General features: G+C 42.6%; 7 protein-coding genes. 4 read left to right on the plus strand and 3 right to left on the minus strand.

The genetic code is table 11. The features are described from left to right. Positions 1–11 precede the first annotated feature (11 nt). On the minus strand, positions 12–6,989 hold the full coding sequence (locus tag BV372_RS21465; RefSeq protein WP_086688519.1) for a non-ribosomal peptide synthetase: 6,978 nt from the start codon (positions 6,987–6,989) through the stop codon (positions 12–14). Between the two features lie 989 nt (positions 6,990–7,978). On the opposite strand from BV372_RS21465, the gene BV372_RS21470 reads away from it, so the two are divergent. The 3 genes from BV372_RS21470 (at position 7,979) to BV372_RS21480 (ending at position 10,946) form a co-directional block, all read left to right on the plus strand. Beyond that, complete coding sequence (locus tag BV372_RS21470) at positions 7,979–8,890, plus strand: class I SAM-dependent methyltransferase (RefSeq protein WP_256973361.1); 912 nt, start codon at positions 7,979–7,981, stop codon at positions 8,888–8,890. A 368-nt stretch (positions 8,891–9,258) separates the two neighbouring features. Next, positions 9,259–10,167: an ABC transporter ATP-binding protein gene (locus BV372_RS21475; RefSeq protein WP_086688520.1), complete on the plus strand. Its 909-nt coding sequence runs from the start codon at positions 9,259–9,261 to the stop codon at positions 10,165–10,167. Next, positions 10,164–10,946: an ABC transporter permease gene (locus tag BV372_RS21480; RefSeq protein ID WP_086688521.1), complete on the plus strand. Its 783-nt coding sequence runs from the start codon at positions 10,164–10,166 to the stop codon at positions 10,944–10,946. The genes BV372_RS21475 and BV372_RS21480 overlap by 4 nt, the downstream gene beginning before the upstream one ends. 109 nt (positions 10,947–11,055) lie before the next feature. On the opposite strand, the gene BV372_RS21485 is transcribed toward BV372_RS21480, so the two are convergent. Continuing rightward, entirely contained in the window at positions 11,056–16,563 is a 5,508-nt protein-coding gene (locus BV372_RS21485; protein ID WP_086688522.1) for an ATP-binding sensor histidine kinase, read from the minus strand. 550 nt (positions 16,564–17,113) lie between these two features. Between BV372_RS21485 and BV372_RS21490 the strand changes: the two genes are divergently transcribed. Beyond that, entirely contained in the window at positions 17,114–18,283 is a 1,170-nt protein-coding gene (locus BV372_RS21490; protein WP_086688523.1) for a family 10 glycosylhydrolase, read from the plus strand. 214 nt (positions 18,284–18,497) lie between these two features. On the opposite strand, the gene BV372_RS21495 is transcribed toward BV372_RS21490, so the two are convergent. Continuing rightward, a complete protein-coding gene (locus BV372_RS21495) occupies positions 18,498–22,721 on the minus strand; it encodes a chemotaxis protein CheB (RefSeq protein ID WP_086688524.1) in 4,224 nt (1,407 codons plus the stop codon). Positions 22,722–23,211 lie beyond the last annotated feature (490 nt).

Genomic DNA, 23,211 nt, shown 5'->3' on the forward strand with positions numbered 1-23,211 from the left:
TGTTTGTTGCCCTAGCCATCTGTCCCTTTTTTGAGTGCGGATCGCTTCATGCGATAAGCGGCGCGAGAAACTGATGTAATGGCGGGTTCTGGTGCTGTCGCTGGAGTGCTTTGGAGTTTAGCGATCGCTTCGGCTAGTTCCGCCACGGTGGGAGACTCAAACATCAGGCGTAAGGGCAATTGCACTTGGAACAGACTGCGCAACCGAGAGATTACCTGCGTTGCTAGCAGCGAGTGTCCTCCCAAATCTAGGAAGTTGTCATGGATACCGATGCGATCACGTTTCAGAACTTCAGCCCAAACATCAGCAACAACCTGTTCGATAGCATGACGAGGTGCGGCAAATTCTGCTTCTAATTCCGGCTTGGCTGGTGGCGCTACGGTTGCCGAACGTTGTTGCTGCAAGGCTCTACGATCCACTTTGCCACTAGGAGTAAGTGGTAGTCGATCCAGCAGGATAAAACTCGTAGGAACCATGTACTCAGGTAACTTTTGCTTGAGAAAATCTCGTAAGCTAGCACTAACCGTGCGCTGCCAAACTTTTAAAAAGCCTTGGGTTTCGAGCAGATAATGGACACCTTGCTCCCACAACTCTTGCAAATCGGGTGTCAGGTCAAGGTGAATTCCGGCTCGATTCCCTTGTTGCCAAGCGATACTCCCCAACAACCACCGTTCCTCATTGGAACCCGGTATTTGCAGGCGCACACGAACAGCCTGACCCGGTTCCATATCAATGACACCGACCAAACACATTCCACTGCTAGAGATATCCTCAGTTTCTAAAATGGCTGTTCCCTTCCCAGTAAATTCCACCGGACAGGCGACTTGATAAGGCACTCGTTCTGGATAATGAGCAGTGACAACATAAGCTAGTAGTCGCTTGCTACCTGTATCCTCTTGCACAACAACTACTGCTTCCCGCACATCTGAGTGCTGACTCAATACCGCCTCAATTTCACCCAGTTCAATCCGGAAACCGCGTAGTTTCACTTGATGATCGAGGCGTCCCAGGTATTCAATATTGCCGTCAGGAAGGTAACGAGCCAAGTCGCCAGTTTTATACAAACGCTCCTGTGAGTGCCGAGTAGTGAGTGCTGAGTCCTGAGTAATGAATTCTCCCCCTGCGCCCTGCCCCCTGTGCCCTGCCCCTTCTGCCTCCTGCCTCTTTGAAGTTCCGAGCGGAGGAAGCCTCCGCTCGGACTTCTCTGTGCCCTCTGCCTGCCTCAAAATAAACTTCTCAACCGTCAGTTCCTCTCTATTGAGATAGCCCCGCCCAATACCAACTCCGCCAATGTAAAGTTCTCCTGGTACACCTACTGGTACGGGTTGTAAATGAGAATCTAACAAATAGATTTGTGTATTGCTGATCGGGCGACCGATGGGAACGGTTGATAGATTGCCATCTCGCTGGCATTTCCAGGCGGTCACATCAACGGCGGCTTCTGTTGGGCCGTAGAGGTTGTGTAGTTCGGCATTTAGTACGGCAAAGCAACGTACTTGCAGGGTAACAGGTAGGGCTTCACCACTACAAATAATGTGTTTAATGCAGTTACAAGCTGTCACTCCTGGCTCTTCTAAGAAGACTTGCAGCATGGAAGGAACAAAGTGCAGCGTTGTAATTTGCTGCTGGGTAATTACCTTCACCAAGTAGCCGCTATCTTGATGTCCACCCGGTTGAGCGATTACTAAACGAGCACCTGTAATTAACGGCCAGAAAAATTCCCAAACCGATACGTCGAAACTAAAGGGCGTTTTTTGTAAAATGCAATCGCTCTCAATTAATTGATAAGCTTCTTGCATCCACAACAAGCGATTGCATATTCCTCGGTGCGTATTCATCGCCCCTTTTGGCTTTCCGGTTGAGCCAGAGGTGTAAATTACATACGCCAGGTTTTGAAAATTGACTTCGCTATGGGGATTTTCTGCACTACATTGAGCAATGGTTGACCAATCCCTATCTAAGCAAATAACTTGTGCTTGGTGAGGTGGAAGGGCAGAAACTAACTGCGACTGAGTCAGTAGGATGGGAACTTGGGCATCTTCAAGCATGAAGGCTAAACGTTCTTTGGGATACTCCGGATCGAAGGGAACGTAAGCACCGCCTGCTTTCAATATTCCTAACAGCCCCACAACCATCTCTAAGGAACGTTCCATGCAAATACCAACTAGCACCTCTTTCCCTACGCCTTGTGCTTTTAGATAATGGGCGAGTTGATTAGCACGTTGGTTTAGTTCGCGATAGGTAAGAGTAGGATGGACACCTTCTAACCCATCAAAGATAACTGCGATCGCATCAGGAGATTCTCTGACCTGTGCCTCAAATAATTCATGCAAACAGACATCCAGAGGATAATCTTTTTGGGTATCATTCCATGTCTGCAACTGCTGCTTTTCTGCTTCGGTTAATAGAGATAAATTTGAGAGTTTCTGTGTTGGATTAGCAACAACGCTTTCTAATACAGTTTGCAAATGCCCAACCATCCGCGTGATGGTTGCTGCATCAAATAAGTCGCTATTGTATTCAAAATAGCCCACTAAACCTTCCGGGCGATCGTCGAGCGAAAGCGTCATATCCATATTTGACGTTCCCGTATCCACAATTAGGGGACGCAAACTCCATCCAGAATCTAATGCTGGCGTTGGCGGTTCCAGAACGAACAGCACTTGAAATAAAGGGTGATGACCCAGATGGCGTTCCGGTCGCAGGACTTCAACTAACTTTTGGAAGGGTACATCTTGATTGGCGTAAGCGCCTAAGGTAACTTCTCGCACTCTTCCCAACAGTTCTCGGAAACTGGGATTACCAGAAAGGTCTGTCCGCAATACCAAGTTATTAATTAAAAACCCAATCAACCCAGCAATTTCGAGACGGTTTGACCCGGAAATTACCGCACCTACAGGAATATCATCCTGTTGAGCATAACGTGCTAGCACCGTTTTGAATGCGGCTAGCAAAGTCATAAATAGGGTAACTCCCTCACGACTACTCAGCGCCTTCAGTTCGTCCGTCAACCCTTTGGGTAATTTCAGCGAATGTCTCGCCCCTCGGAAAGTTTCCATTGCCGGACGCGGACGGTCTGTTGGCAATTGCAGCATTGAGAGATTGGCCAGGTGCTTTTCCCAGTAATCTAGTTGGGGTGCAAGAACTTCTGCTTGCAACCATTGCCGTTGCCAGTAAGCAAAGTCTGCATATTGAATTGATAATTCTGGCAACGGAGAAGAGAAAGGCATACTTTTACCTCCTTCTGCCTTCTGCCCCCTGCCCTCTGCTTTACAAAAAGCTTCGTAAAGTATCGCCAATTCTTGTAAAAAGACGTTATACAGGGAAACGCCATCAAAAATGAGATGGTGCATCGTCATGTACAATCGATAATCTGTCTCACTGAGTCTGACTAAAATCGCTCGCAGCAGAGGTAATATAGTTAAGTCAAAAGGTTGCTGTGCCTGTTCGCTTGCGAGTCTTAACGCTTCGGCTTCTCGTTCGGCTGGGGGAAGCGATCGCAAATCGATAACAGGTAAAGGAATATAAGGGGCTGGATGGATTGCTTGAATCGGTTGCCCATCAACCATTTCAAACGTGGTGCGCCAAATTTCGTGCCGTCGGATAATTTCGTTAAAGCTTTGCTCTAGGGCAGTTGCATTCTGTAAACCAGGGAGGCGAATATCCGCAGATTGGTTAGATAAAGCTGTACCAGGAACCAACTGTTCAAAGAACCACAAGCGCTGTTGAGAAAACGAAAGTGGCAAGTTTTGATTTCTAGAAATAGGAACAATGGGAAGTGCTTGCAACCCAGGTTTTTCCTGGTTGCTTTCTATTTGCTGGGCGAGTTGGGCAATGGTGGGTGAGTCGAAAAGCGATCGCATCGGCAAATCTACCTGATACTTATCGCGGATACGTGAAACTACTTGAATGGCAAGTAAAGATTGTCCACCCAATTCTAAGAAATTGTCTTGAATGCCAACTTGCTCTATTCCCAGGACTTCTGCCCAAATTTCTGCTAGTTCTGTTTCTAGAGGCGTGCATGGCGGCACAAAGTTTTCTGCAAGTTCAGGTCTAGTGGCGTCGGGGGCTGGTAATGCTTTGCGATCAACTTTACCGTTGGGCGTAATTGGCAAGGCATCCAACAACAGAAAGCGATCGGGCACCATATAGTCGGGTAACTTTTCTTGCAAGAAACTCCGCAGTTGCGGAACAAGCTTGCGAGCCAGTTTACTTTTAAGGGGATTGTTGGCGTAAGCACTCCAAGGTTGGGGATGAAAGGTTTTATCACCTTTCTCCCCCTCCCCGTTTACGGGGAGGGGGCAGGGGGGTGGGGTATCTCGTCGCTGCAACACGACATCGTAACAACCTGCAACCTCAGACCAGATGATATCGATGTTGTATGGTAGGTCTTCGCTCAATGCCCACAGATTTTCTGGATCTACTCCCCATCCTTCCAGCGTTGGCAATATCTGGGCAAGAAACTCTTCAACTGTCTCAACACCATCGCCACTCGCCAACCATTCTAAAGTCTTGACTTCTGTGGCTAAACGTGCATCAAGAACACCTCGCAACCCCAAAATCTCTGGTTGGGTTTCGGTAAGATATCGGTGGAGATCTGGTAACGTAAGTTCTTGCTGTTGCCAGTCAAACCAAGCGATATCAGCTGAGGAACTAACTTCGCTGCCGATGTGGAGTGTGACATCATAGCGGAAGCGAGTTAATTCATTGTGATGAACACCGCGCTTGAGTTGAATTTGAACGCGGCCAATTTCGGAGAAATGCTGTTGCAAGGCAAGGAAAAAGCGAGGATCGATGACGAGTTCTTCTTCTTGGGCAAAACGCGATCGCACTCGTTGTTGTAATTGTGTTCTTGTCAACGTATCAGGAGCTTGATACAGCTGCACGGAAGCGTGGTATGCCTCTAACAACGGCAAACTGCGAACATCCCCCACAAAAATCCGACCACCCGGTTTTACTGCCTTGACTGCCCCTGCCATTACTTGCACCATATAGTCGATGCTGGGGAAGTTTTGGCTAACCGAATTTAAAATTACTGTGTCAAAGCTGGCTGGTTCAACACTTGCAAAGTTATCCGCCGTGCGGTGTCCTAACTTGATTTGCGGTAAGTTTAGGTGCTGCAATTGTTGCTGGAGATAACCCAGTACTTGTTGAGAAAAATCAGTTCCCCAATAAACACTGCACTGCGGTGCAATGCGGAACATCAACATCCCCGTACCGCAACCGAGTTCTAGAACTTGGTTTGGTTGCAAAGATTGAATTCGCGCCACAGTTTGCTCAACCCATTCGCGCATTTGTGCTTCTGGGATCGGTAAACCCGTGTAACTGCTATTCCATCCAGCAAAATTGAGTGTAGAATCGCGATCGCCAGTGGTTTGTTTGTAAGTTTCATCAGAAACGCTTTGCCATTGGGAGATAAACTCTGCCTCTAAATCGGCAACTTGTTCCGGTTCACCTTCATATTCAGGATTTTGAACAACATAAGCAATGAGGCGATTCTGTCCCGGTACGTCTTCGCGTGCCATCACGACTGCTTGCTGCACACCTGGGTGTCGTCCGATTACCGCTTCAATTTCACCTAGTTCAATTCTGTAACCACGAACTTTCACTTGCTCGTCAATGCGTCCCAAAAACTCCAAGCTACCATCAGGCAGGTAACAAGCTAAATCCCCAGTTTTATATAAACGCTTCTCTGAGTGCTGAGTGCTGAGTGCTGAGTGCTGAGTGCTGAGTGAGGAATATGAAGGAGAACTTTCTCCTCCTTGTCCTTCTGCCTCCTGCCTCTCCGAAGTTCCGATGCCTTCGGCAACCCCTTCGGGGAACGGAGGAAGCCTCCGCTCGGACTTCTCTCTGCCTTCTGCCTTCTTGACAATAAACTTCTCTGCTGTCAATTCCGGCCGATTGAGATAGCCGCGTGCTAAACCCAACCCGCCAATGTATACTTCGCCAGCTACACCAACAGGTACAGGTTCTAACTTCTCATCTAATAAGTAAACTTGCTTGTTGGCAATGGGATAGCCAATAGGTGGTTTTTTAACGCTGGGGGTACATTCAGCAATTGTGGCGCAAACAGTTACTTCCGTTGGGCCGTAGGCGTTGAAGAAGCGACGACCAGGTGCCCAACGGTTAATCAATTCAGGCGGACAGGCTTCGCCCGCAACAATGAGCGATCGCAAATCGGGTAATTCTTGTACTGGTAGAACAGCTAAGGCTGATGGTGGTAGGGTAACGGTTGTAATTCGCTGTTCGCGTAATAGCTTGAGCAAACCCGTTCCTGGCATCAAAGAATCCCGCGTTGCTAAAACTAGTGTTGCACCTGCTAGGAATGCCATGAAAATTTCCGAAACAGAGGCATCGAAGCTAAAGGACGCAAATTGTAAAACTCGGCTATCTGGTTGTAAGTCGAAGATACGGATTTGTTCTCTGGCTAGGTTGCCAACTCCGGCGTGCGGGACTAAGACACCTTTAGGTTTGCCTGTCGAGCCTGAGGTGTAAATCACATAAGCGAGGTTATCTAAAGTGACTTCGCAAGTGAGGTTTTCTGCGCTGTGTTGGGCAATTACATCCCAATCTGTATCTAAGCAAATAATTTGTGCTGTGTTGATAGGGAGAGATTCCACCAAACGTTGCTGAGTTAGCAACACAGACACTTGAGAGTCTTCCAGCATGAACGCCAACCTTTCTTTAGGGTAGTTGGGGTCAAGAGGAAGGTAAGCACCACCTGCTTTGAGGATGGCTAACATCCCGACTATCATCTCAATGGAACGCTCTACACAAATACCTACCAGTACTTCTGGGCCTACGCCTAAAGTCTTCAGGTAATGCGCGAGTTGATTAGCACGAATATTTAACTCTCGGTAGGTGAGGACGCTTTGACAGGTTTGCTGGCTCTCCAGTCCCTCAAATACTATTGCTATAGAATCAGGTGACTTCTCCACCTGAACTTCAAATAGCTGGTGGACAGATGCATGTTGAAAGTAACTAAGCATTGGATTGCGCCTTCCCTGAAAATTGAATAAGCGATCGTGATGTAGCCTGAAAATTGTCAAGCTGCTTGCCTTGACCTAAGTAGTTGCTCGTTCAGGTCAAGTTTTACTTAAAGCCCACATTCCGACCTCTGGAGTGTCAGAACAGAGATTTTCTACATACTGATTCTTAGGGGTATAAAAAATTGGATAAAAATCCAAAAAATGATTGTGACAGCAGGAAGGGTGGAATATGGGTTAGAGCTTGAGTAGATTTAGATTCAATGACCTATGACAACTAAAATCAACCTAGATCGCACGCTTTCAGAAAGAATACGATTTAAATAGTTATTGGCTATTTTTTGATATATATCACAGTCCATTTAATCTAAAAACTTCATTAATCCATCCTAAGACCCGAACACGAAATATGCTATGACGCAGAAATTTTTGAATTATGAATCATTATCTGAACTTGTATTTAGTATTCCCACACAATGGAGAAAGCTAACAGGTATAATATCTACACAAATAAATTGTTGATGCCATTAAAAAAGCAACGCGGTCGTAAAACCCTCGCTGAATCTGCTTACCAATCAGTAATTGATGTTGTAAATAATTTCTTTATATTGTGGAATACACTTTGAGTAACTACACATCCTAGTTTCACAACTAGGCATAAATCCTGTTTTAATTCTGAATTCTGACTCTTAAATTCTGCTGTATCATTCCAGACAGCAAAATAAGACCATTGAGTTTTGCAGGAAAAGTAGTAACTTGAAATTTTCAACCTCTTTAATATTTAATCTAAGCGCTTTTTAGTTAAGGTATTGCAATGTATTTTGCAGTGTAACTTGCAAGCCGCTTAATAATTATTTTCTTTAGCAAACTTAGGCTTGGTTGTGTAATCCTGGTTTGATGCGATCGCCTAACGTTAAATATAAACAGTAAAATTATTGCCTTAGACAGTATAAAATACAACCTTGAATATTGCTTGGGTATAGGCTAAGCTCATGATGTCTATCTTGGCCAAGCACAGTGGGATTGTTGTAGATAATAGTAAAGCAAAGCAAATGAATAATGAATTAGAAGCACGGGTAAGTGCAAGCTTCGCAAGTTCAGAAGCCACAAAAAAAGAAAATTCTTCTGTATTTTCAGAGCAGGAATATCTGCATTATGACGGTAGACATTACGATTTGATTTACGAAAACTATTGTTTGGTTCCTAAGCTAACTACTTTAGACATTCCTTTCTGGTTGGATATGGCCAGTCAATACGGCGATCCAATTTTAGAGTTAAGCTGCGGAACAGGTCGGGTAGCTCTACCATTAGCTGATAAAGGATTCCAAGTAACTGGAATTGATATTGCTGACTCAATGCTAGAACTAGCTAGAAAGAAGTCTGCTCAAGTTGAATGGATAAAAGCTGATATCCAAAAATTCGATCTGGCTAAGAAGTTTAACCTGATTATTTTCCCAATCAATTGTATTTGGCATCTTTTAAATATAGAAGCGGTTGAAGCTTGTTTTTCTTGTGTAAAGAAACATTTAGAAACTGGAGGAAAGTTTGTTATTGATATCTTCAATCCAGCTACAAAAGCCAGCTTAGATATATTATTCGATTCTAAAAAAAATCTGTATTCAATTTACCCCCATCCTGATAACAAAGGTACAGTGGTAGTTACTTACTCTAATGAACTCGATCTAACTCAGCAAATTTATAAAACGAAGTTGTTTTTTAAGTTAGTTGGAGAAGAACAAGAACGGATTGAAGAAATAACCTATCGATTATACTTTCCCCAAGAATTGGAAGCATTACTAAAATACAATGGATTCAAAATAGAAAAGAAGTTTGGTGCATATGATGGCTCGCCTTTCAGTTCCAATTCATTTCAACAAATCTTTGTTTGCTCATTACAAGATTAATCAGTAGATAGACAAAATTAAATTTATTAATGTATAGCAATCCGATTTGATTTTTGAAATCATACGTAGGGTGGGCATTGCCCAACGCCAGTTGCTTTAAGCCGGGAAACCCGTCCAACGCACTGGCTCCCCTACAGATACTACAGATACATAGATTTTTTCAGAAATCAAATATGAGTCCTATAGATAAGTAATAGGAAACAGCTAAAGCATAAAGGTAGAGGCATAGGTTAATTTTTGAAATATCGTAGGGGAGCCACTGCGTTGGGTAATGCCCACTAAAACCCATATCTGGTAAGCAGGAACCACCCTACACTACTTAAGGTTTTTTCATCGCTTATTTAGGATTGCTATATGAGAGGAAATCAATGGTATTGGTTGTTAGTGATCTATGGAAATTTTATGGAAATATTCCAGTCGTTCAAAGCGTCAATTTCACGCTGAACCCTGGAGAAATTCTCGGTCTTTTAGGGCCAAATGGAGCCGGAAAAACTACGACAGTAGCGATGCTTTATGGAGCAGTAATTCCCAGTCGAGGCTCGGTACAATTAGGAGCTTGGCAAGTACATCGTCAAGGCCGCCAAGCTCGTACTTTCATGGGAATAGTTACTCAAGAAGATAACTTAGATCCAGAGTTTACTGTTTTTCAAAACCTAATTCACTTTGCTCATCACTATCGCTTAGTTGGAAAAGCAGCACGGCATCGAGTTGGAGAATTATTAGAGCAAGTAGGACTGCAAGATTATGCCAAGTATAGCCTCGATCAACTCTCTGGCGGACTCAAGCGGCGAGTTGTTTTGGCGCGTGCTTTGATTAACCATCCGCAAGTAGTTTTTTTGGACGAACCAACAACAGGTTTAGATCCAGATGCGCGACAAGATTTTTGGAAACTAGTTAGTCAACTTAAACAAAGTGGTAGTGCTGTGCTGCTCACAACTCATTACATGGATGAAGCACAGCGATTGTGCGATCGCCTGCTGTTACTTCAGCAAGGACAAGTAATTGATCAAGGAAGTTCGATAGAACTAATTGATCGTATTGTCGGGCAAGAAATAGTTGAAATCGAAGGTATAGCAGAATCTATTTTGCAACAGCTAGCGATGTCAGCAGGAGTTTGGTATCGCCCATTTGGTAGCAGTTATCTCGTAACTTTACCCGCAAATAATCCCAATCTTTTATGGGAACAACTTGTTGCTACCGAGCCAACAAGCCTGACTCGAAGACGGGCTAATTTAGAAGATGTGTTCCTACGACTTACTGGTATGTCACTAGGATGAAATTAAATTCAAGTATTACTGTTTGGGGTGTTTATTCTGTTTGGCGTCGTAATGCCAAGGTGTACCAACATACTTGGCTAGTTAACTTACTACCGCCAATATTAGAACCCTTAATTTATCTGGTGGCTTTTGGTTATGGCTTAACTCCCTTAGTGGGAGAGATAACTTATAGCGGACAAAGCATTAGTTATCTAAAGTTTATTGCTCCCGGAGCAATTGCGATCGCAGTCCTCAATCAATCCTTTTTTGAAGGAGCCTACGGTAGCTTCATTCGTTTGAAGTATCAGAGAACTTGGCAAGCATTATTAACAGCACCGCTCACATTTGCTGAGGTGTTTTTAGGCGAATGGCTTTGGGCAGCAACTCGGGGTTTAATTGCGGGTTTAGTAACTGCGATCGTAGTAGTTTTCTGGGGGTTGTATTCGGGTTGGAATATGCTTTTATCTTTACCCCTGATTTGTTTGGGCTGTCTTTTGTTTGCGGGAATGGGACTGCTGACGGCAGGAATTGTCCGCACAGTAGACCAATTAAACGTACCGATTTTTTTATTGATCGTGCCTATGTTTACAATTTGCGGCACCTACTTTCCTCGCGACACACTTCCCCCCATACTTCAAAAATTAGCGAGTGTATTACCCTTGGCGGCCTTTGTCGATCTATTACGCTGGCCGTTCAGTGTACCAGAGTGGTGGTTAGCGGCGCTGATCTGGTTGTTGCTGTTAATGGGTGTCTGCATCTGGCTGGCTTGGAGACAAATTTACCCTCAGCTATTCCGGTGAAAAAGAAAATGGGGCATTTGTCAATAGTCATTTGTCCTTTGTCCTCCTTGTCCTCCTTGTCTCCCTTGTCCCCCTGCTCCCCTGCTTTTTCATCGGGACTGCCTTCAACTTACTTATGCTGCTGGATGGGAATCTCAATAATGAATTCAGCTCCTTGTCCTGGTGCAGAGCTACACTTCAATTGACCTCGGTGCTTTTCAACAATAGTTTGATAGCAAATCGACAATCCCAGACCCGTACCAGAACCAATTGGTTTAGTTGTAAAGAAAGGATCGAACACTCGACGACGAACTTCTTCTTCCATACCAGGACCATTGTCTGTGATGTGTATCGCAACGCGGTCAACATCTAAGCGTTCGGTACGAATATGAATAGCTGGCGAATTGGTGATTGAGTTAGAAGTTTTCCCATTGTTATGCTCTAAAGAACATTGTTGTTCGATGGCATCGATCGCGTTTGTCAGAATATTGATAAAAACTTGATTTAGCTGCCCAGGATAGCACTCAACCTCTGGGAGTTGAACGTAGTCTTTATAAATTTCAATTCTCGGTCGTCCTGCCTTTTCTTTCAAGCGATGCTGCAAAATAAGCAATGTACTATCAATGCCTTCATGAATATCTACATCTTTCATTTCCGCTTCATCCAGACGGGAGAAGTTACGCAGCGACAGCACAATCTCGCGGATGCGATTGGCTCCCATTTTCATTGATTCTAAAGTTTTTGGCAGATCTTCTTTCAAGAATTCCAGGTCAATAGCTTCTTGTCTATCAATAATTTCCGATACAGGATCGGGATAATTTTGTTCGTAGTCTTCCACTAGCTGGAGCAAATCTTGAAGATATCTACTTGTATGAACAAGGTTGCCATTAATAAAGTTAATTGGATTGTTAATTTCGTGAGCTACCCCAGCTACAAGTTGCCCTAAACTGGACATTTTTTCTGTTTGAATTAGTTGAGTTTGGGTTTGCTGTAATTGTTGCAAAGCTTGTTGTAAATGCTGATTTTTGTCCTGAATCTCTAGCGTTCTTGACTCGACTTTTTGTTCGAGATTTCTGCTGTAATCTTCTAAGCTGTCTTTTGCTTCTTTGAGTTTTCCATTAGCTGATTCTAGATTGGCATATAGCAAAGCATTTTTTAGAGAGATAGCCATTTGAGAAGAAAGCAGCCCTAAAACTTCGAGTCTTTGGGAAGTAAAGGCATCAATAGTGAGATTATTTTCTAAATAAAGAATGCCAATTAATTGACATTGATTAATTAAGGGAATACACAAAATCGACTTTGGTTTATTTGTAGCAATATAAGGGTCTTTGGTAAATTTTCCTTCTTTAACAGCATGATTTAAGACAATATTTTCCTTCGTTCGCGCCACATAATTAATTAAAGAGAGTGGCAGGTAAGCATCTGTAGTTTCCACAGGAATAGAAGAACATAAAGTGAATTCATCTTGCTCGACACAACCCTTAGCCTCAATAAATAACTGTCCTTCTTTTTCTAAAAGCAAGTAACTCGTTTGAGCGCCTGCATTTTCCATGACAATTTTTAGTAACTTTTCTAGCAAGCGACTCAGAACAATTTCACCCGTTAAAGCTTGCGATGCTTTCATAAAGGTGGTGAAATCTAAGATACTAAATGCAATTCCACTAGTCGAGGTTGTCGTCTGAGTTAATTCCCTGTCTAGAGTTTCTCGTTTATGAATTTGCGAGAAAACTACTGGATAACGTAATTCTAAATCTTTAACTTTTGCTGTCGCTCCCCAGCGAATATAGGTATAGTAAGCCTCAATTAAATAAGTTTGAGCTACTTTCTCTCGCCCTAGCGAAAAGTAAAACTCTGCTGCTAGTTCGTTGGCTAAGGCTTCATCTTGAATGAATCCTTGCTCTTTAGCATTGGCGATCGCCTTGTCGTAAAGCTCCATTGCTGTCAGGATTTGTCCCAAGACTCGCGCTTTTTCTGCTTCCACAAGTTCGTACTTATGCTGGAAGTTGCAAGGAGCGTGATCGGCCAATTGTTGCATTTTTTGCTGATGTTCTTCAACCAGAGCTAGATGCTGTTGTTGTTCGCTAGTTTTCGCTTGAGAATACAAACCGAGAAGCGCCAAGGAATAGAAGAAGTAATAGTTACCAAAAACTATCACCCACCCGCCAACAGGCGTAATATAGTCTGCGGCTAATTTTGCGTTGGTAACTGCTTGGGCACAGTCTTTAAATAGATACAGTAGAATTAATTTGGCATTGTAGGTAAGAAACAGCAAAATTGGATTGTTTGCTGCTAAAAAATCAGGTAAGCTTTTTGATTCATCAAAAGTTTCACCAATTAGTTGATATTTATTATCGGCTTTTCCTAACAGATTTAAGGTAAGTTGTCGCCAAATCCTCACGTAGTTAATTGAATATTCTTGCTTCAGGTTTAGCAGTAGCTCAAAGTATTGTGTTTGCTGCTGCTGAACCTTTCCTAGTTGCTCTCCTGCCAAGAATAAATGAGAGCAGTAGTTAATTGTACAATAGCTAGAAAACTCGATATCGCCTGTTTCCAGTCCGCTATGTGCTCCTTCAATAAATGGTTTGAGAGTTGTTTTAATATGCTCTTTCCAAGGACGGATAAACAAATTGAAGAGGTTATATACTTTGCTTTTGAGTTCTTTGGCATTAAATTTATCTAACAGCTTTAATGCTAATTGTCCCGAAAGATATCCCGTTTCCATGTCCCCTTTTACCGTACACAAAAGCATCCCATACAAAACATAAGCAAAAGCTGCTAGCCCAGAATAACCATGTTTAATACAGAAATTAATCTGAGTCAATATAATAAATGGCAACATCTCAGGTCTAGCAAAGGTAGAACTGGCCGAAACATTGATCAGCAGTCGCAAAATTGCTAGTTTGTGAGGATCGCTCACGATCGCAAGGTTGTCTAAATCTTCAACTTCCGGGATCTCAACTACCCAATGCACATTATTAGAGGTAGATTCTAAGAAAACTCCTAGCATTTCCAATACAGAAAGACCAGTTTCTAGCGCTGCGCTCATTTGGCTTTGAGCAAAATAATACTGGATTTGGATCTCGTACACCTTTACTTTGTCAAGCAGGGTAGTGGCGTGTTGCAGCACAACTTCAGTTAAGGCAGCTGACCGCTGGAAGTTGATGTTTAAGTACTCTGCTTCTGCTGCTTCTACATAAAGGTTGAGCGTGAGGTCATAGTGAGTTTGCCAACTATCAGGTGCTAGCAGTTCCAATCCAACTGTTAAGTATCTCACAGCTGGTTCGTAAGCGGTTGCGGCCTTAGCTTTGCGACCTGCAATTAAATTGAGGTGAGCTAGATCGTCTTTTTGGATGCGTTCGCTAATCAGTTTTACCCCAATATTGAGTTGGTTAACGATGTCGAAGATATTTTCTTCAATTTTTTCGGACGGGGTATTTTTTAGCAGCAGTTGACCAACTTTGAGATGAGTTTCTTTTTTCTGCTCCTCAGGAATCAGGGAATAAGCAGCTTGCTGTACTCGGTCGTGTAAAAATTTATAGGAAATAATTAGTGCTTCACGATCTGCGGTTAGTTGCTCAAAATTATCAAGGATTTGTGACTCGTCATCGGTAGCTAATGGAATTTTATAGGCATTGCTGAGGGGTAAAATTAAACCTGATTGCAGAGCGCTCCAAAGTTCTGTAGCTGTTGTTGATTGAGATTTCTCACGGACAATTGCCAGAACGTCTAAATTGAAAGAGTTACCAATACAAGCCGCTAATTTCAGAACTTCCTGTGTTGCGGGCGGCAGTTTTTGAATATTTCTGGCAACGAGTTCGACAACATTATAATCAGTGATGCCAATGGTTTGAATTTTAGCGATGTCCCACTGCCAAGTATCAGATTTAAAGTCAAAAGTTAATAGCTTGTCTTGGTATAGAGTTTGGAGTAACTGAGTTAAAAAGAAGGGATTACCTTGGGTTTTATTGAAGAGTAGTTCGGCAAAAGGTTGTGATTTTTCGCTTTCTTTGAGGGTATCGGCTACTATTTGGCAAACGTGGTCAACTTCTAAAGCTTGGAGAGCGATCGCATTAACTGTTGCACCTGTTTTTTTAATTTCCTCCAAAGTTACCATTAAGGGATGGGTAACGCTGACTTCATTATCTCGATAAGCTCCAATTAGCAACAAATGTTTGCTATCTGGGTCTGTCATCATCAGCTGAATTAATTTTAGAGACGCTGAATCTGACCACTGTAAATCATCTAGAAATAGAACCAACGGATGTATGGGTTGGGCGAAGACTTGAATAAACTTTTGAAAAGCTCGATTGAAGCGGTTTTGAGATTCGGTTGGTCCTAATTGCGGAATGTCGGGTTGTTGACCAATTATTAGTTCGACTTCGGGGATGACTTCAACGATCGCCTGAGCGTTAGCACCCAACGCCTCTACGAGTTTTTGCTTCCAAACAGCTATACTTTCTTGACTTTCTGTAAGCAACTGGCGAATTAAATCTTGAAGCGCATTGACAACGGAACTATAGGGAATATTTCGTTTAAATTGATCGAACTTGCCAGCAATAAAATAACCGCGTGCTTTGACAATCGGTTTGTGAACTTCATTGACTAAAGCCGACTTACCAATTCCTGAATAACCCGCCACAAGCATCATTTCCGTTGCGCCGGAATCGGCTGATTCCTCGGTTTCTGTGGCGACGCGAACGAAAGCCTCAATGAGTGTAGCAACTTCAGCTTCACGACCGTAAAGTTTTTGCGGAATTTGTAGTTGACCAGAACGGTCTTGTTCGCCCAAAATGAAGTTTTCAATCTGGCCTGTAACTTGCAGTTGTACAAGACAAGTTTCCAAATCAGCTTGCAGACCGAGAGCGCTTTGGTATCTATCTTCTGCTGTCTTTGCCAATAACTTTAGAATAATATTAGAAATACTTAGAGGAATTTTAGGATTGAGTTTGCTAGGAGGTAAAGGTTGTTTGGCAATGTGACAGTGAACCAACTCCATTGGGTCAGTTGTTGCAAAAGGCAGCTTACCTGTGAGGATTTCATAAAAAGTAACGCCCAAAGAGTAGAAGTCGGTACGATAGTCAATAGAACGATTCATCCGCCCGGTTTGTTCCGGAGACATATAGGCGAGCGTCCCTTGGATAAATTTGGGATTGCTGAAGCTAGGATTTTCTTTTGATAAGCGCGAAGCAATACTGAAGTCAGTAATTTTGACTTGCAAAGTTTCTGGATTGATAATAATATTTTGGCTTTTAATATCTTTATGGATAATCTGATTTTGGTGCAGTTCAAACAGAGTATTTGCTAATTGAATAGCAATTTTGAGAAAAGACAAAATATCGATAGGATTGTTATCAATAAAGTCCTTGATAGATTGACCGCCAAAATCTTCCAAGACTAGAACCAGACTGTTGCGATAGTTCTCTAGTCCGTAAGTTTGCACGATCCCGGCTATTTTTAGTCGCTTTGAGATATCGTATTCGTGCCGGAGTTGGCTGATTTCTTCTAAGGTAGGACAGTCAGCACGGAGCGTTTTGAGAATAACTGGTTTGTTATCTTTTTCTCTTATTGTCCGGTAAATAACGGTTCTTGAATCCTCATAAACTGTTTCTCTAACTTTGTATTCCAAAAGAGTAGTCATAATTTTTCTTGCTTCACTCTTGTAACTGACACATTAAAAGGGAATAACCTAACTGTAATAACTCGGACTGGAAATTGCTTCGCCTAGTGGTAGCCTTCAGCGTTACAATCAGAATTCTCATAACCTCTTATTAACTTAATATTCCCAAGACAATAGCTCAATTTAGAGGATTAATGAAAACTATAAATACTTATGCTGGTCGCTTCTGTCAGTTAACAAATTATGACCCTCATTAATATAGGAATCAGGTTTAATTTTTGAAAAAAGCTAAGGGAAAATACAGAGTAAAATAAAAAATTAATTAAAATGAAGATAAGTCAGCATTTACAAACCGCGAGATTAACCGATTTCTTTAGTAGGTGTACGCAAACAACAGATGAAATAATTTAAGTGTTACTGTAGCTGAAATTACTGGCTCTACCGTACTTGTTATACTAAATTAACAGTTTGCAACAGGGAAACAGGGAAAAAAGAACAAGACAGAACAGAGTTGCAGGTGTACCTAGCTTCGCAAAAATCAAATACGAGTCCTATATTTATAAATATTATTATGTCGCGCCCAAAGGAAAAGCCAAGTGGATGTGGATGCTCAAATATTCCGATCTCTATAATTATAGTTATCTTAGGAGGTGGTTATTGGTGGTTCAGTCAGAAAGGACATTTAGAAATCAGCAACCTTTTACCTAAAAATCAGCTAATAAATCTTCCTTTTTTAAATCCTGCTCCCACTCCCTCTTTATCAAGTACTTCAAATCGCGCTCCCAATCATAAGAAGCAAGCTCCACTTAAAACAGTAACGCCTCAAAAAATCCCATTATCTAAAAGTCCTTGGGAGAAAAAAGTAATTAGAGGAATTTATTTAAGTCGCTACCAAGTCACTAATAATGCTGATGAAAAAACGATTCGTGAAAGAGTTCGTTACTATCATTCTCAAGGAGTTAATACGATTATTCATGGCGTTTGGGGTAATGGTTGTACGATGTACAATAGCGACGTGATGCAGCAGACGCTAGGGTATAAAAGTTGTCCAAACCTGTTTCAAGAGCGCTGGTTAGATTGGTTGATTGATGAGGCACATAAGCAGGGAATGCAAGTTCATGCTTATTTCGAGAAGGGAATTAAGATAGATAAAAATAGCCCAATTTATGATTTAGCAATTTCTCGGAATTGGATTGTTCCTGGGGTGGATAAAACATACGTTGGCATTGATCATTATGTGCTTGATGTTCAAATTCCTGAGGTTGCTAATTTATTTAGGAATATCTTAGTAGAGTTCGTCAAAAAATATCCAAATATTGATGCAGTTCAATGGGATGATTATCTAGGTTATTATGCTGAATTACCCGGGAAAGTTGACCGTACTGCTAAGTTAACTAATTTTTTACAGCAAATGATAACTGCGATGAAACAAGCTAACTCGAACGTTAGTTTTGATATTTGTCATCATAATCCTTATTGGGCTAAACGATATTTCGCAGCTGATTGGCAAAATTGGAAAGTGGATCGAGTGTTTATTCAAGCTTATAATGAGGCTAATTTCAAAGAAGAATCAAATTATGCTGAAAATTATGCTGGAATTGCCATTACCGATCGACAATTACATCGCTTAAAAGAATTAGTAGATAATCAGGCAATCAAGAGTATTTTAGTTTTTCCTCTGTCTGGAAAACCAGAAGAAACAGCTTCTAGTTTAAAAAGTTTGACGCAAAGCAACAAATAATACCAATTCGTAACCCTTGAAAAAGGGAATTTAGCTTTTATTTGGTAGTGGACTGACACAGCTAAAATGTTGCAATAAAAAATGTTTGTAGTTGCGCTTTAGCGCCTTCCAATAAATAAATCTAATGCACAACTTTAGGTTTGCCACGCCACTACTGGCTGATCTGTGTGTACACCCTAGCCTTGACAAGGGGTTAGGGAGATCTGACAAAAAATCAAGCATTTCTGATTCTTCCAGCTAAAGAAGCGACTATGAATAGCAATTGCGTCGGTTCAATGGGTTTAGCAATATGCATTTGAAATCCTGCTGCTAGAGCTTCTGTATGTTCTGTCGGAGCAGCATACGCCGTTAGGGCGGCGGCGGGAATTTGTCCCCCGGCTTCGGTGTCCAGTGTTCTTACCTGACGAATCAGATCGTAACCGTCCTGCTCTGGCAAACCAATGTCAGATAGCAGCACATCATACCCGTTTGGGTTTGCCCTCAACGTTGATAGTGCGGCGCTAGCTGATGCAACTGCTGTTACTTCTACTCCGTACTGCTCAAGGATGATGGCAAATAATTGGCGGATATCTGCTTCGTCATCTACAATCAGTACCCGCACACCTGCCAATGATGTGATATTCCCAGTAGGCACTTCTAACTGATCTTGTAAGGCAATCAACTGTCTGGTAGTCGGTAGAGAAATTTCTGTGGAGTGAGTTTGCAAGGGTAGCCTAACGGTAAAAGTTGCCCCTTGATCTTCACCTGGGCTTTCTGCCTCAACTGTACCACCGTGAAGTTCTACCAAGTGACGCACAATCGAAAGCCCCAACCCTAACCCAGGATTCGATCGCCTTCTGCTACCATCAGCTTGACGGAAGCGCTCGAAAATAAAGGGGAGAAAGTCGGCTTTAATACCTCTTCCTGTGTCGTTGACTTGAATTTGAGCGTGGAAATCTGTGTACTCTAAAGCGATCGCAATTCTGCCTCCGGTTGGGGTGAATTTAATTGCGTTAGAAAGCAAATTCCAAAATACCTGTTGTAAGCGATTGGGATCGGCGTTTATCCTTCTGTCTGTACGATCTAGTCTGGTTTCAATTTGAATATTTTTGGCTTCGGCTGAGAGACGGACAACCTCAACTGCTGCTTCAATTACAGTTACAAGCTTAATTGGTTCAGCATCCAGACGCAGCCTACCTGCACTGATGCGTGAAATGTCTAACAAATCTCCAATTAGCTGGGCTTGAGCATTGGCACTACGCTCGATCGCTTCTAGTCCTTGATTAATTATCGCTGCGTCGAGATCTGTCCGCCGTAGCAACTGTGCCCACCCCAGTAAGGAATTGAGTGGATTACGCAGTTCGTGAGAGAGAACTGATAAAAATTCATCTTTGGCGCGGTTGGCTGTCTCAGCAGCAGCGCGGGCTGTCTGTTCTAGTGCTAGAAGTTGAGCACGTTCCGCTTCTAGTTGCTTTTGCTGAGTAATATCTTCAATTAACAGCAGAATCAATTCCTTATTTTCTATATGCGTTATTTTTCGAGCATTGAGCCGCACAATTTTGTAACCGATTGCCTCGAATTGATACTCAACTTCTATATTTTGAAACGGGGTATTGCTGGGGAGAATGCCTTCTAAGAGCGATCGCAGCTGGGGTTCATTCCACTGTCCATTTCCGAGTTCAAAAATCGAGTGCTGTTCTGTTTCCGATGGTAGCAGATGAAATGTTTCGTAGAAAGAGCGATTGGCTCTAATTACCTGTAAGTCTAAATTTAGCAATACTATAGATTCCCGCACGGTATCTACAATTGCTTCTGCATAATCTCTTGATACTCTTAGCTGTTCGGCGCTGCGTTTGAGTCCGTCAATGTCAACCAACATGACTACAGCACCGTCAATTTTATTATCTATTGTCCGATAGGGCCGGATTCGCAAGTCATACCAATGACCTTCCTCGTCTTGAACTTCCTGAGCTTTCAAGTTAAGAGTGCCAATTACTTCTAAAATTTGTTGCTCTAAATCAGGAATATTCAAGTTGTGATTAATATCACTTATTGGTCGCCCCACATCCGAGGGAATCAGGTTAAACAGGTTCCTGGCGCTCGGTGTAAAGCGCCGAATTCGCAAATCGCCTCCCAACATCAGAATCGGAATATTGATACTGCTGAGTAAATTTTGTAAATCATTGCTCACCTGAGTTGATTCAAAATTCCGCCGTTGCAGTTCGTCGTTGATTGTATTTAGTTCTTCATTGCTTGCCTGAATTTCTTCTTTAGCAGTTTCTAGTTCCTCATTTGTACTTTGCAACTCTTCATTGCTCGAAAGGATCTCTTCGTTGGCGGCTCTCAGGTCTTGATTGGTGGCTTGCTGTTCCTCAATGATCGATTGCAAATGCCCTTTGGTGCCTTCTAGCTCCAGTTTGAGCCGCTTAATCTCCTGCTCAGCACTAGTTTGTCTTCTGCCTGCGGACCTAACGCGGCCATCATTAACTGGCTCTACCTCAGCAGTTGCTGACAAGGGCATCTCTTTAAACAATACTAAAAATAAGTGTTCTTTAGCAGTGTGAGATTTGAACGGCACAACATCAATGCTAATCTCCCTGATTTGCTCGTTGTTTTTAATCTGGATACCATCCTTTCTCACTGGCACCTCTCGCTTTTTTGCTTGGTTGATGGCTGTGCGTAAATCTAGCCGCAATTCTTCTCTTGCCATCTTCAGCAAGTTAAAGCTGGGTCTGCCTGGTGCTGGTTGCAAATAAAAACTGGTTTGCCCCCGAAACTGCAAAATCTCTAGTTCGCTGTTAATAATCACACCGACTGGGGCGTATTGATTCAATACAATCCGGTCAGCCTCTTTTTGTATTTCCAAGTCATTCCAAATATCCCCACTCATTGCTGGCTGAGTATTAACGCTTGCTAGAGGATAGTTGCTGGCGATCAGGTCTATACCCAGCCGCGCAGGTGCCATTTTGCGGGAATAAATCTTATGTTTTCTGTCTACTAAAGAAAACAAGTCTGTAAACTCACCTACTGTTTCTGAGGTGCCTAACATCAGAAAGGCATTTGGCTGAAGACCATAGTGAAATATTGGTAGGAGCTTTTTTTGCACAGCAGCTCCCAAATAAATTAGCACATTACGACAAGTAATCAGATCTAGCTTAGAAAAAGGTGGATCGGCGAGCAAGTTTTGTTTAGCAAAGATACACAACTCGCGCACTGGCTTGCTAATTTGGTAACCACCTTCTACCGGGACAAAGAAACGCTGTAAACGTTCTGGAGAGATGTTTGCTACTTGGCTAGGATTGTAGATACCAATCCTAGCTTTCTCAATTACTACATCATTGATATCGCTGGCAAAAATTTGGATGGGTGTATTGATTACCTGATCGCTCAAAAACTCCAGCAAGCTAATGGCCAGCGAGTAAGCTTCTTCACCTGTTGAACATCCTGCTACCCAGATGCGGATAGGCGAATCTGGCGTGCGCTTCTGGGTAATAATCGGAAATACTGTTGTCTTTAAAACTTCAAAGACTTCAGGATCGCGGAAAAAACTGGTAACAGTAATCAGCACATCTTGATATAACGCTTTTACTTCGTCTGGATGCTGTTCGAGATACTTGACGTAATCTTCCAATCTTTCCAGCTTGTACAAAACCATCCGCCGTAGGATGCGCCGCTTGAGAGTGGTTCGCTTGTAGTGGTTAAAGTCAACTCCCGTAGCAGCTCGTAGTAAATTAAAAACTGTCGCGAGAGTATCCCCTCTCTCTGAAATTACCTCAGGCTGTTTTGTTGGAGTCTGGGCGTTGATATAGGGATGAGCGCTGATTCTTGCCAGTTGCTCAGCAATCTCTTGCGGCGTCAGGACAAAGTCTACATAACCCGAAGCTACGGCGGTGTTTGGCATACTACTGACTTTTGCCGATTGCTCACACTGGGCAAAGGTAATGCCACCAGCTGCTTTGATGCTTTCCAATCCCCTTGCGCCATCTGAATCACCCCCCGACAGCACAACTGCGATCGCTTTGCTTTTTCGCTCCTCTGCTAAGGATAAAAAGAAAGCATCCACTGACATAAAATGCCCAGAGATGTGCCCACGCGGAGTCAGCTGCAACACTCCTTGAGAAATGGACATCTTAGCATTGGGGGGAATCACGTAGACATGATTCGGTTCCACAACCATACCATCCTGCACTTCAATTACAGGCATGTTGCTTTGTCTTCCCAGAATTTCACTCAACAAACTTCTTTGATTGGGACTCAAGTGCTGAATTATCACAAATGCCATACCAGTATCATTTGGCAAATGGCTCAACAACTCTGTAAAAGCCTCCAATCCACCAGCAGAACCTCCCATCGCCACAATTGGAAATAATTCATGCTGATTATTCTGCTGCTCTTCATTAGATGCATTAGCAGCAGGGGAATTGGCTTGAGATTTTTTGGAAGACCGCCTAGTGTTCATGATATGAGCAGTTAATAATGTGGAGAGTGTTGTTTTGATTGCTCAAAACAACAGATATGGTTTGTATTGTTTATAGAGATAAATGTGAGCAAGTAACAGACTAAAGCTTGAATTTAAACATGATTATTTATGCTTAAGTGCGATTAAAATTTAGCTTACTTTCAGTAATGTATAGCGTAATTTTGCTATCCTAACTCTCTTGGCAATTTCTATTTGACTATAGTATTTATATTATGCAATAAAATGTTACTTTAATTAATAAATTGATGGATTGACTCATCGCTCAGAAGTTTAAAGCCAGTGGCTTTTTCCTTCATTTGTAGCATCTGGCATTGGGCAATGCCTACCAAAATCCGGATATGGTGGGCATTGCCCACCCTACAGATACTCTTTCAATTCAGCCATTCACGCCAGGTTTTGGCACAACCAATAGACTTCTTGCAGAAGTCGGTTAAAGGGAAAGGGGAAAAGGGGAAAGGAACTCAAAACC

Source organism: Nostoc sp. T09, assembly GCF_002154695.1.
Taxonomy (GTDB): Bacteria; Cyanobacteriota; Cyanobacteriia; order Cyanobacteriales; family Nostocaceae; genus Aulosira.

Excerpts from the sequence above, each read along its gene's own strand:
- BV372_RS21490 (WP_086688523.1), top strand. The coding sequence starts at position 17,114 with ATGTCGCGCCCAAAGGAAAAGCCAAGTGGATGTGGATGCTCAAATATT.
- BV372_RS21495 (WP_086688524.1), bottom strand. The coding sequence starts at position 22,721 with ATGAACACTAGGCGGTCTTCCAAAAAATCTCAAGCCAATTCCCCTGCT.
- BV372_RS21480 (WP_086688521.1), top strand. The coding sequence starts at position 10,164 with ATGAAATTAAATTCAAGTATTACTGTTTGGGGTGTTTATTCTGTTTGG.
- BV372_RS21465 (WP_086688519.1), bottom strand. The coding sequence starts at position 6,989 with ATGCTTAGTTACTTTCAACATGCATCTGTCCACCAGCTATTTGAAGTT.
- BV372_RS21470 (WP_256973361.1), top strand. The coding sequence starts at position 7,979 with ATGATGTCTATCTTGGCCAAGCACAGTGGGATTGTTGTAGATAATAGT.
- BV372_RS21485 (WP_086688522.1), bottom strand. The coding sequence starts at position 16,563 with ATGACTACTCTTTTGGAATACAAAGTTAGAGAAACAGTTTATGAGGAT.
- BV372_RS21475 (WP_086688520.1), top strand. The coding sequence starts at position 9,259 with ATGGTATTGGTTGTTAGTGATCTATGGAAATTTTATGGAAATATTCCA.